The organism is Kitasatospora sp. NPDC059088, from assembly GCF_042738155.1.
Taxonomy (GTDB): Bacteria; Actinomycetota; Actinomycetes; order Streptomycetales; family Streptomycetaceae; genus Kitasatospora.
The window spans coordinates 23,006-34,537 of record NZ_JBHYGR010000044.1; the positions used below are offsets into that span (position 1 = coordinate 23,006).

The following is an 11,532-nucleotide window of genomic DNA, read 5'->3' on the forward strand; positions in this document are numbered from 1 at the left end:
CTGCGGTCAGTCGTCGTCGAGCCCGCGGCCCAGGACGGCCGGGCCGAGGTCGGCGGGCAGGTGGCCCGCCGCCAGGGCGACGGCCTCGGCGGCCGAGGGGGCTTCGGCGAGGACGCGGGACAGCGGCTCCTTGCCCGGCGAGTTGTAGAGCGGGTTGTCCCGGACGTAGTAGGGGCCGTTCGGCGAGGGGGTGACGGCCACCTCGTCGCGGAACGGGAAGTCGGTGCAGGAGCTGAACGCGACCGTCCAGTGGCTGAGGTACACGGAGAGCCGCCGCAGCCGCGGTTCGGCGTGGGCCGCTTCCACGAGGTCGGTGAACTCGGGGAAGTCCTCGGTCCGGGCCGCGTGCTCCCGCACGTGCCGCCACTGCAGGGCCACCACCGCGGCCGCCCCCTGGGCGAGGGCGTCGGCGAACTCCACGGCGCACTCGAAGGGCAGTTCCGCCGCCATCTCCCGCAGGCTCCGGCCCGCTCCCCAGGCCACGCCCGCCCGGACGACGGCCGCGAGGTCGGTCGTCCCGCCGCCGATGAGCTGGTTGCTCCCGCTGCGGCCCGCGATGCCGAACCGCCGGCGCGGGGCTTCGTCGATGTAGACGGAGAGCGGCTCGCGGCCGGGGGTCGAGGAGGCGATGCGCGCCGCGGTGAGCGAGCCCGGTGCTCGGGGCGTCACCGCGAGGGCGATGCCGAGGCCGGCCGCCGTCCGCTCCAGCAGCGCGGCCAGGCTGCCCGCGGCAGCCACGTCGGGGTAGAGGTCGCAGTCCATGGCAGCACTCTGTCGCCGCCGCGCGGTGAACGGAAGGGCGGGCACGGGCCGCTGCGCCGCCGTCAGCAGCGCCGGTCGGGCCTCGGGTGGTGTCCGCGGGCCGCGCCCGCGCCGCCGGACAGGGCCCGCAGGGCGGCCCGGGCGGCGGCCTCGCCCTCGTCGTACTGGTGGGCGCGGGCGGCGAGCAGGGCGGCGTCGAGGTGGCGGGTGGCCTCCGCGCGGCGGCCGCTGGCGGCCAGGGCGCGGCCGTACAGGGTCTGCAGGACGACCCGGCGGGCGGCCGGGAAGGGCGGTTCGGCCACGGCGAGGCCGCAGGCGGCGTGGTGGGCGGCCGCCTCGGGGTCGCCACCGGCCAGGCAGGTGTCGGCGAGGTGCTGGCGGGCGAGGGCGACGAGGTCGGCGCGGCCGGCCTGTTCGGCCAGGGCGAGGGCGCTGCCCAGCAGGTCCCGCACCCGGGCGGGGACGTTCCCGGACCCGGGCCGGCCGTAGCGGGCGAGCGCGGCGGCGAGGTTGACCAGGGCGACGGCCTGGGCGCTGCGGTCGCCGGCCAGGGCGGCCAGGCCGGGGGCCCGTTCGAGGTGGACCAGGGCCTGCTCGGGCCGGCCCTCCTCCAGCAGCACCCAGCCGAGCAGGGCCCGGGCCCGGGACTGGGCACCGGGGTCGAGGTCGGCCTCGGCGGCGGCGAGCCCGTGTTCGAGCAGCGGCACCCAGCCGTCCCGGACCTGCCACACGATCAGCGGCCACTGCAGCAGCACCAGCCGCCAGGCCCGGTCGTGCAGTCCGGCCCCGACCGCCGCCTCGACCGCGCCGCGCAGGGTGTCGCGTTCGGCGGCGTACCAGGCCAGGGCGCTCGCCCGGTCGGGGAAGGGGCGCACCTCGACGGGCCGCCGGGCCCCGGCGGGCAGCTCGCAGCACGGTTCGCTGCCGGGCTCGGCGGCGGCGCTCGCGGCGAGCAGGGTGTTCAGCAGGTGGTCGAGGAGCCGGGGCAGGGTGTCGGAGTCGTCCTCCTCGGGCGGGGTGCGCAGGCTGCGGGCGTAGAGGCGCACCAGGTCGTGCAGGGTGTAGGCGTCCCGGTCGATCTCGACCACCAGGTGGGCGGTGGCCAGCTGCCCCAACGCGCCCGCGACGTGGGGCAGTTCGACGTCGGCGAGGGCGGCGGCGGTGCGGCTGTCGAGGGTGGTGCCGGTGTGGGTGCCCAGGCGGCGGAACAGCCGGCGGGCGGGGGCGGACAGGTGCTGGACGGTCAGCGCCAGGGCGGCGGCGACACTGGTGTCCTCCACCTCCAGCAGCCCCAACCGGCCCTGCTCGTCGGCGAGTTCGTCGGCGAGCGCGGCAAGCCCCTGGTGCGGGCAGGTGGCGAGGCGGGCGGCGGCCAGGCGCAGGGCGAGCGGCAGCCCGTCGCACAGCCGGGCGAGCCGGGCGGCGGCCTCGGGCTCGGCGCCGACCAGGTCGGGGCCCAGGTCGGGGCCCAGGGTGGTGGCGAGCAGGCTGACGGACTGCGGGGCGGACAGTTCGGCCAGCGGGACGGGCCGGGCGGCGTCCGAGGCGACCAGCCCGCCGAGCCGGTCGCGGCTGGTCACCAGGGTGACGCAGCCGTCCCCGTCGGGCAGCAGCGGGCGGACCTGCTCGGAGCGGCGGGCGTTGTCGAGCACGATGAGCATCCGGCGCCCGGCGGTCAGCTCCCGGTAGCGGGCGGCCAGCGCCTCGGGGGAGGAGGGCATCTGCTCCGCGGGCAGGCCGAGGGCGAGCAGCAGTTCGCGCAGCACCGCGCCGGTGGCGCGTTCGGGCAGCGGACTGTGCCCGCACAGGTCGACGAACAGCCGCCCGTCGGGGAAGTCGGCCTGGCGCCGGTGCGCCCAGTGCACGGCGAGGGCGGTCTTGCCGACCCCGGCCCCGCCGGTGACGACGGTGATGGCGCCGGGGGCGCGGGCGGCCCGGTCGAGCGCGGCCAGCTCGTCCTCGCGCCCGGAGAACCCCCGGGGCCGCCGGGGGAAGGGCCACGGCGCGGGGACGGGCTCCGCCGGCACGGCGGCGGGGGCGGGGACCGGCGCGGGGGCGGGGGCAGGCGTCGTCGCGGGCCCGGATGCCGTCGCGGGCCCCGGTGCCACGTCGCCGAGCAGCACCAGCTCGTGGGCCTCGGCGAGCTCCGCCCCGGGGTCGATGCCCAGCTGCTCGGCCAGGGTGCGGCGGGCGCGGTGGAACCACTCCAGCGCCTCCGGGCGCCGTCCGGCCCGGCCGAGAGCCGTCACCAGCGCGGCGACCAGCGACTCCCGCAGCGGATTGAGCGCGGCCTCGGCGGCCAGGACGCCCGCGGCCGCGCCGTGGTCGCCGAGCCGCCCGTGGGCGCGGGCCAGCTCCTCCACGGCGGACAGCCGCAGCTCCTCCAGCGCCCGGGCGGCGCACTGCAGCGGCAGGCTGGGCTCGGTGCCGGCGAGCGCGGGTCCGCGCCACAGCGCGAGCGCCTCCCGCAGGGCCGTCACCGCCCGGTCGGGCTCACGGGCGGCGCCGGCCTCCTGGACGAGCCGTTCGAAGCGCCGGGCGTCCACCGCCGCCTCGGGCACCCGCAGCAGGTAGCCGCCGCTGCCACCGCTGCCGTCGGTGGCCAGCTCGACCCCGGCCTCGGGGGCCCGGTGCTCGGCCAGGACCGCGCGCAGCCCGGAGACGTGGTTGTGGATGACGGTGCGGGCGTGCCGGGGCGGCTCCTCCTCCCAGAGGGCCTCGGTCAGCCGGTCGATGCCGACCGGCGCGCCGGGGTTCAGCGCCAGCGTGGCCAGCAGGCTGCGGCGTTTGGGCGAGCCGAGGGCGAGCTCCCGCCCGTCCGCGGTCACCACGGCCACCGAGCCCAACAACCGGAAGTCCACCAACGCCCCCACCTGACCAGCAAATATAACAAGCATATGACAGTAAGGGATCTGTCGATAACACACGGTGCCCCCTGTCCGGAGCACCTCGCACCACCCCGCCCGGCGCCCTGGACGGACCCGTACCCGATCGGATCCAATACCACCTCCGGACACCAGGGCAGGGGACCGATGCTGACCGACACCTCGACCGCCGCGGGCAGGGCGATCCTGCTCCACGACCGCTACCCCACGCTCGACGAGCTCACCGCCACCGCCCACCACCTGGCCGCCCGCCACCCCGGACGCTGCCGGCTGCGCACCCTCGGCACCTCCCGGGCCGGGCGCCCCCTCCAGCTCCTCTCGATCGGCCCCGCCGACCCCCGCCCCGCCGACGGCCCCCGCCCCGGCGCCGACGTCCTGGTCGTCTCCGGCGCCCACGCCGACGAGTTCTCCGGCCGCGCCGGCCTCGTCGAACTCGCCCACCGGGCCCTGGCCCGCCCCGCCCGGCACCCGGCCACCACCTGGCACCTGCTGCTCTGCCTCGACCCCGACGGCGCCCACCTGGCCGGCGGCGGCCTGCTCGCCCGCACCCTGCCCGCCTACTTCGCCGGCTACTACCGCCCCGCCGCCGAGGAGCAGCCCGAATGGGCCCCGGCGATCGGCGGCCGCCTCCCCGAGAGCCGGATCCTGCTCGACCTGATCGACGAACTGCGGCCCGCCCTCCAGCTCTCCCTGCACACCGCGGACGTCGGCGGCACCTTCCTCCAGGCCACCGCCGACCCGACCGCCCTCGCCGCCCCCTTCACCCGCTCCGCCGCCGCCCTCGGCATCCCGGTGGAGACCGGCTCCTTCGACACCCACCGGCTGCCCGCCGTCAGCCCCGGCGTCTTCCTGATGGAGCCCGAGCACATCGACACCCAGGAGAACACCACCGGCATGCTCACCGACCAGGACGAGGCCCGGGGCGGCGCCCGGGCCGCCACCTGGTTCGCCCCCCGGCGCCACGGCGGGCGCACCGTCGTCGTCGAGGTGCCCGCCTGGACCAGCCACCACCTCGGCGACGACGCCCCCGTCCCCGCCCAGGACGCCGACCGCCACCTGCGCGCCGCCGCCGACCACCTGCGCGAGCGCGGCCGACAGCTCACCGCCCTACTGACCGCCCTCCCCCCGCACGAGGACCCGCACGACACCCCGCTGCTGCGCGCCACCCGCACCCAGCTCACCGCACTGCGCCAACTCGCCGACGCCTGGGACCCGCGCACCCCCGAGGGCCCCCGCCCGGCACCGCCCCCGCTCACCCGCGCCCACCTGGCCGGCATCGACCTGTGGGCCCACCGCATCCCGGTCCGCGCCGCCGCCCTGCTGCGCCGCGCCATCCCCGCCCAGGACCCCCGCCCCGCCGCCCTCCTCGACACCTGGTGCGCCCACTACCGCCACCGCTTCCGCCCCACCTGGCTCCCCGTCACCCGCCAGGCCGCCCACCACGCCAACACCGCCGAAGCCGCCGCGGCCGCCGTCCCCCTCCCCTGACCGCCCGCCCCGCGCGGGGCGGGCTCAGGACTCGACGGGGTCGCGCAGGGCGGCGTGGGCCGAAGGCGGGGGAGCGGGGTCGTCCTCGGAGAGCAGTGAGCCCCGTACGCGCTGGACGTAGCGCTCGATCAGGTGGCACAGCACGCTGACGGTCGCGGCGACGTCCGGTTCCGGGACGCCGTCCAGGGCGTCGGTCAGGCCGGTGATGTTGGCCTGTTTCAGCCGCTCGAGCAGAGCGCGCCCGTCGGCGGTGAGGGCGACCCGGCGGGCCCGGCGGTCCAGGGCGTCGGGGGTGCGGGCCACCAGGTGCTGGCCCTCCAGGCGGTCGATCTGCCGGGTGACGTGGGAGGGCTTGACCATCAGCCGGGCGGCCAGGTCGCCCACCCGGCTGGGCCCGTCGGCCTCGGCGAGGGCGCGCAGCAGGTAGACGTCCGAGCGTGCGGCGGTGATGCCGGCCTTGGCGGTGCGGCGCTCGTGTTCCTGGGAGCGGGTCAGCAGGTAGGCCAGCGAGGCCAGTACGGCCTCCAGGTCTGCGGTGGCGGTGTCCGCGGTGGCGGTCCGATCGTCTGCGGCGTCCGACATGGGGGAACTTTAGCGGCCGGTGCGCCTCCCGGCTGCGGCGCAGACCGGTCACCGGATTTCGGACAGATTCGGCGCCCACCGGATGGGCCCTTTCGCCGCCACGGACCGCGAGTTAGCGTGACAGCGAGTTAGTTGCTTTTGGCACGTAAATGCTCCGGGCCCGCACGCCCGCCGCACCCGCGTGCCCCGCACGGCCGCACCCTCGCGTGCCCCGCACGGCACCGCGGGCCGGACCGGACCGACCCATCCGGCACAGCCAGCTCCGAGAGGGGAGCCCCCCATGGCCACCGCCGCACAGACCCCCCGCTTCACCCACCCCGCCGCCCGCGGCACCTGCCCCTTCGCCCCGCCGCCGGCCTACCAGCAGGCCCAGCAGGACGAGCCGATCAGCCGCATCTCCCTCTGGGACGGTTCCCCCAGCTGGCTGCTCACCCGCCACGAGGACATCAAGGCGGTGCTCTCCGACGCCCGGTTCAGCTCCGACTCCACCCGCCCCGGCTTCCCCTTCGTCAGCGCCGGCGCCCGCCAGCTGAACAACGGCCAGCCCGTCTTCATCCGGATGGACGACCCCGAGCACGCCCGCCTGCGCCGGATGCTCACCGGCGAATTCATGATCAAGAAGGTCGAGGCGCTGCGCCCCGAGGTCCAGCGCATCGCCGACGAACTGCTGGACAGGATGACCGAGGGCCGCACCGGGGCCGACCTGGTCCGCGAGTTCGCCCTGCCGCTGCCCTCCCTGGTCATCTGCCTGCTGCTCGGCGTCCCCTACCAGGACCACGAGTTCTTCCAGGAGTGCAGCCGGGTCCTGCTGCGCCGCGACTCCTCGGTCGAGGACGTCATCGCCGCCCAGGCCCGGCTGACCGACTACCTGGAGGAACTCACCGACACCAAGCGCACCCACCCCGACGACGGCATCCTCAGCCGCCTGGTCGAACGCGGCGAACTCAACACGGCGGAGATCGGCGCGATGGGCCGGCTGCTGCTGGTCGCCGGGCACGAGACCACCGCCAACATGACCGCGCTGTCCGTCCTCGCCCTGCTGCGCCACCCCGCCCAGCTCGACCACCTGCGCCGCCACCCCGAGGCCGTCCCCGGCGCCGTCGAGGAACTGCTGCGCTACCTGACCATCGTGCACTCCGGCCTCACCCGGGTCGCCACCGAGGACGTCGAGCTCGGCGGGGTGCGGATCCGGGCCGGCGAGGGCGTCGTCTGCATGATCAGCACCGCCAACCGGGACACCGCGCAGTTCACCGACGGCGACAGCCTCGACCTGACCCGCGACGCCCGCCGCCACCTCGCCTTCGGCTTCGGCGTCCACCAGTGCCTGGGCCAGCCGCTGGCCCGGCTGGAACTGCAGATCGCCCTCGACACCCTGCTGCGGCGCCTGCCCGAACTGCGCCTGGCCACCGCCTTCGAGGACGTCCGCTTCCGCGGCGAGATGCTCATCTACGGCGTCCACGAGCTGCCCATCGCCTGGTAGTCCGGGCCCGCCCCCACCCCCGAACCCTCGCCCCCGAACCCTCGCCCCCGAACCCTCACCCCCGACCCCCCACCCCCGAAGGGAACCCCATGCTCGTCCTGATCGACCAGGAGAAGTGCTGCGGCGCCGGCCACTGCGTGCTCGCCGCCCCCGAGGTCTTCGACCAGCGCGACGAGGACGGCATCGTCGTCCTGCTCGACGCCCGCCCCCCGGCCGGCCTCCACCAGGCCGTCCAGGACGCCGCCGCGGTCTGCCCGGCCGCGGCGATCACCCTGGAGAACGTGTGACCGCACTGCGCGAGGTGGCCGTCGTCGGAGCCGGCGCCGCCGGACTGCACGCCGCCGAGGCGTTGCGCCGGGCCGGCTACGACGGCCGCCTCACCCTCGTCGGGGCCGAGCCCGAACCCCCGTACGACCGGCCGCCGTTGTCCAAGCAGCTGCTCGACGGCCGGCTGCCGGCGGACAAGCTGGCCCTGCGCGGGAGCGCCGCCCTGGCGGAGCTGCGGCTGGACCTGCGCCTGGGGGTGGCGGCCGAACGCCTGGACCGCGGCGCCCGCACCCTGCACCTGGCCGACGGCCGGCAGGTGCGCTGCGACGCCCTGGTGGTGGCCACCGGCGTCCGCCCGCGCCGGCTGCCCGGCGCCGAGACGCCGCTGCCCGGCGCCCACGTGCTGCGCACGCTGCCCGACGCCCTCGCCCTGCGCGAGGAACTACGGCCGGGCGCACGGCTGTTGGTGGTCGGCGGCGGACTGCTCGGCGCCGAGGCGGCGGCCACCGCCGTCGGGCTCGGCGCCGAGGTGACCTGGCTGGTGGCGGCCGCCGCGCCGCTGGCCGCCGTCCTGGGCGCCGAGACGGCCGCGCTGCTGACCGGCCTGCACCGCGAGCACGGGGTGCGGATCCACCGGGGCGCGGCCGCCGCCGTGCTCCGGCGGCACGGCCGGGCCGCCGGCGTACGGCTCGCCGACGGCGGCGAGCTGGCCGCCGACGCCGTCCTGATGGCGATCGGCTCGGTGCCGGCCACCGAGTGGCTGGCCGGCAGCGGGGTCCCGCTGGCCGACGGCGTGGCCTGCGACGCCCACTGCGCCGCCGGCCCCGGCGTCTGGGCGGCCGGCGACGCCGCCTCCTGGCCCGACCCGCGCACCGGCCGCCGCCGGCGCCTCGAACAGCGCACCAACGCCACCGACCAGGCCCTGCTCGCCGCCCGCAACCTGCTGGCCGGCCCGGACGGCACCCGCCAGGCCTACGCGCCGGTCCCGTACCTGTGGACCGACCAGTACGGCCTGCGGGTGCAGGCCTTCGGCAGCCCGGGCGCCGCCGACCGCTTCGAACTGGTCGACGGCAGCCTCGCCGAGCACCGGTTCGCCGCCGCCTGTCTGCGGGAGGGCCGGGTCACCGGCGCGGTGGGCATCGCCGCCGCCCGCGCCCTGCGCGGACTGCGCGCCCAGGTCGCCGCCCACGGCCCCTGGCCGCCCGCCGCCGAACGGGAGGCCGCACCGGTCGGCTGAGCCGGGGGCCGGGGGCCGGGGGCCGGGGGCTGGGAGGCCGGGCGGGAGGCCGGCCGGCAAGGGGCGGCGGCCGGCCGACCCGGCGATATCGGGGGCAAATCGCTACATTAGGGGCATTTGGCAGCAGCAGCGCCAGGCACCGTGCGCCCACGCAGAGAAGGCCGACCGCCTTCGGAAAGGGTCCCCATGCACCCCGCCCTCAGCCCCGCCGTCCTCGCCGAACTGCGCCGGCCCCGGCCCTACCCGGCGGTGTCCGTCCTGATGCCCACCCACCGCCGCGAACCCGACAACACCCAGGACCCGGTACGGCTGCGCAACCTGCTGGCCGAGGCGAAGGAGCGCCTCCAGGCCGACCCCGAGGTCTCCCGGGCCGACCGGATCGACGTGGTCGGGCAGCTCGACAAGGCCCTCGCCGAGGTCGACCTGGTGCACGCCGAGGACGGCCTGGCGATCCTCGCCGCGCCCGGTGAGCACCAGGTGTGGACCTTCGCCCGCACGGCCCCCGCCCGGGTGGTGCTGTCCGACACCTTCCTCACCCGCAACCTGGTCTCCGCCCAGGCCGCCGAGCGCCCCTACTGGGTGCTGGCCGTCGCCGCCGACCGGGCCGTGCTGTGGAGCGGCACCCCGGAGCGGGTCACCGAGGACCGCGCCCACGGCTTCCCGCTGACCCGCGCCTTCTTCGACAACCCCGACCCGGAGCGCCGCGAGCGCATCGGCGACACCCCCAGCACCTTCCGCGACGAGGAGACCAAGACCTTCCTGCGCCAGGCCGACACCGCGCTCGGCAAGGTCCTGGCCGCCGACCCCCGCCCGCTGTACGTGGTCGGGGAGGCGCCCGCCCTGGCCCTGCTGGACGCCGCGGGCCCGATCGCCAAGGAGGCCACCGCCCAGATCCCGCACGGCGGCCTCGCCCAGGCCGACGTCGAGACCGTCCGCAAGGTGGTCGGGCCCGCCGTGCGGGCCCATGCCGAGCAGGAGACCGCCGACGCCCTCGCCCGGCTGGACAAGGCCCGCGGCCGCTCCGGGTTCGCCGCCGGCCTCGACGAGGTCTGGCAGGCGGTGGGGGAGGGGCGCGTCGCGCTCCTGGTGGTCGAGGAGAACCACCGCGCCACCGTCCGCGACGCCGGCGAGCACCTCGTCCCCGCCGAGGCCGGCGAGGCCGGCGCCCGCGAGGACATCGTCGACGAGGTCGTCGAGCGCGCCCTCGACACCGGGGCCCGGGTCGCCTTCGTCCCCGACGGCACCCTCGCCGACGCCCGCGGCATCGCCGCCGACCTGCGCTACTGAGCGCACCGACCCCTCACCGTCGCGCCCGGGCCGCGCCTCAGCGCCCGTCCCGCGCCGCGCCGCCCGGGCGCGACGGCCGTCAACTCCCCGGCCCCGCACGGCAGTAAGGTCCGCAGACGCCGCGTCAGGTGCTCCACCGGCCGGTCCCAGCACGCCCCCGCGGCGGGGATGACGCACCCTCATGACCCGCCCGGCGTCAGCAGTGCGAGGCTTCGGCCATGGACGTCGACCCACCACCGCGCCGCCGCCGGACCGCGGCGGCCCCCGCCGCGCTCGCCGCCGCACTCACCGCCGCGCTCCTCGCGGGCTGCTCCTCCGGCGGCGAGGGCGCGGTCTTCGTCACCGAGAAGGGCACCAGCATCGGCCGGGCCGCCGCCGACGGGCGCCGGGACGCCCCCGAGGTGACCGGGCAGACCCTGGAGGGCGGCCCGGCGGCCCTCGCCGACCACCGGGGCAAGGTCGTCGTCGTCAACATCTGGGGCTCCTGGTGCGGCCCCTGCCGCACGGAGGCGCCCGCCCTGGAACGCCTGCGGCAGCACTACCAGGGCCAGGACGTCGAGTTCCTCGGCATCAACACCCGCGACCAGGACATCGCCAACGCCCGGCGCTTCCAGCAGGAACAGGGCCTGACCTACCCCAGCCTGTTCGACCCGGCCGGCACCCAGCTGCTCAGGTTCCCCGCGGGCACCCTCGACGCGGGCTCCCTCCCGACCACCCTGGTGGTCGACCGCCGCGGCCGTCTCGCGGCGCGCGCCCTCGGCGGCCAGAGCTACGATGCCCTGGAGTCCATGGTCGAGCCCGTGCTCGCCGAGAAGTCCGGCTGAGCGCGGCCGAGCGCGGTGGCGCCCCGCCGGGGCGTAAATCGTTTGGGCGGGCGGGTCGTCGGCTGCTACCGTCTGCCCAGCCGTGCGACCGATGCGAGGAGGTGAGACCCATGAAGGCAGGAACCGCGTGGGTGCTCCCCCTCGTCGTCACGGTGGGCGATTGACGTTGGCGTCGCCCGGGAGCGCCTCAGGCAAGGCACTTCCGAAAGGCAGCACCATGAGTGCGCCGCATCCTGCCCCGAGCGCTCCCCTCCCCAGCGCCGCTGTCCCCAGCGCCGCTGTCCCGAGCGTCCCCGCCGCCGCGCCCCCGGAGGGCGCCGCCCGGCGCGCGGGCAGCACCCTGGAACCGGTCCGGCGCTGACCCGCGCACCGGCCGCCCCGGCATCGAACGAACGACCCCGACACCGAACGAACGAAGAATGAGGTGAACACCATGACCAAGACAACGAACGGCATCGAAGTCGAAGGCACCGTCATCGAGTGCCTGCGCAACGCCAACTTCAAGGTGGAACTGCAGAACGGGCACGTCGTCCTGGCCCACATCAGCGGGAAGGTCCGCAAGAACCACATCAAGATCCTCCCGCACGACCGGGTGCTCGTGGAGCTCAGCCCCTACGACCTCACCCGCGGCCGGATCCGCTACCGCTACCGCAACTAGCGGCCGGCTGGGGGAGAACCGGGGGGGGGGGGGGCCGCCCCCCCCCGGGCGGGGGGGCCCCC

General features: G+C 77.0%; 10 protein-coding genes. 7 read left to right on the top strand and 3 right to left on the bottom strand.

Annotated elements, in window-relative coordinates; all coding sequences use genetic code 11:
• Nucleotides 1-6 precede the first annotated feature (6 nt).
• The gene (locus ACFWXO_RS20975) at nt 7-762 is read right to left on the bottom strand and encodes a DUF6193 family natural product biosynthesis protein (protein ID WP_380525317.1); all 756 of its coding nucleotides are present in this window, start codon (nt 760-762) and stop codon (nt 7-9) included.
• Nucleotides 763-824: 62 nt separating this feature from the next.
• Nucleotides 825-3,635 carry a BTAD domain-containing putative transcriptional regulator gene (locus ACFWXO_RS20980; RefSeq protein ID WP_380525319.1) on the bottom strand — a complete coding sequence of 937 codons (2,811 nt, stop codon included), beginning with the start codon at nt 3,633-3,635 and terminating at the stop codon, nt 825-827.
• A gap of 159 nt (nt 3,636-3,794) precedes the next feature.
• Here ACFWXO_RS20980 and ACFWXO_RS20985 point away from each other — a divergent pair, with 159 nt between their 5' ends.
• A complete protein-coding gene (locus ACFWXO_RS20985) occupies nt 3,795-5,135 on the top strand; it encodes a M14 family zinc carboxypeptidase (protein WP_380525321.1) in 1,341 nt (446 codons plus the stop codon).
• Nucleotides 5,136-5,159: 24 nt separating this feature from the next.
• Here the strand turns inward: ACFWXO_RS20985 and ACFWXO_RS20990 are convergent, their stop codons facing one another.
• Nucleotides 5,160-5,717 carry a MarR family winged helix-turn-helix transcriptional regulator gene (locus tag ACFWXO_RS20990; RefSeq protein WP_380525322.1) on the bottom strand — a complete coding sequence of 186 codons (558 nt, stop codon included), beginning with the start codon at nt 5,715-5,717 and terminating at the stop codon, nt 5,160-5,162.
• A 280-nt stretch (nt 5,718-5,997) separates the two neighbouring features.
• On the opposite strand from ACFWXO_RS20990, the gene ACFWXO_RS20995 reads away from it, so the two are divergent.
• The 6 genes from ACFWXO_RS20995 (at nt 5,998) to infA (ending at nt 11,470) form a co-directional block, all read left to right on the top strand.
• Nucleotides 5,998-7,197, top strand: coding sequence for a cytochrome P450 (locus tag ACFWXO_RS20995; protein WP_375895757.1), 1,200 nt, complete (start codon nt 5,998-6,000; stop codon nt 7,195-7,197).
• 89 nt (nt 7,198-7,286) lie between these two features.
• The gene (locus ACFWXO_RS21000; protein WP_375895754.1) at nt 7,287-7,484 is read left to right on the top strand and encodes a ferredoxin; all 198 of its coding nucleotides are present in this window, start codon (nt 7,287-7,289) and stop codon (nt 7,482-7,484) included.
• Nucleotides 7,481-8,701 carry an NAD(P)/FAD-dependent oxidoreductase gene (locus ACFWXO_RS21005; RefSeq protein ID WP_380525324.1) on the top strand — a complete coding sequence of 407 codons (1,221 nt, stop codon included), beginning with the start codon at nt 7,481-7,483 and terminating at the stop codon, nt 8,699-8,701. The genes ACFWXO_RS21000 and ACFWXO_RS21005 overlap by 4 nt, the downstream gene beginning before the upstream one ends.
• 186 nt (nt 8,702-8,887) lie before the next feature.
• Nucleotides 8,888-9,988 (top strand): chemotaxis protein, encoded by a 1,101-nt coding sequence (locus ACFWXO_RS21010; RefSeq protein WP_380525325.1) that lies wholly within the window; start codon nt 8,888-8,890, stop codon nt 9,986-9,988.
• 218 nt (nt 9,989-10,206) lie between these two features.
• Complete coding sequence (locus ACFWXO_RS21015; protein ID WP_380525326.1) at nt 10,207-10,812, top strand: TlpA family protein disulfide reductase; 606 nt, start codon at nt 10,207-10,209, stop codon at nt 10,810-10,812.
• A 433-nt stretch (nt 10,813-11,245) separates the two neighbouring features.
• On the top strand, nt 11,246-11,470 hold the full coding sequence (gene infA, locus ACFWXO_RS21020; protein ID WP_188306513.1) for a translation initiation factor IF-1: 225 nt from the start codon (nt 11,246-11,248) through the stop codon (nt 11,468-11,470).
• The last annotated feature ends 62 nt before the right edge of the window (nt 11,471-11,532 follow it).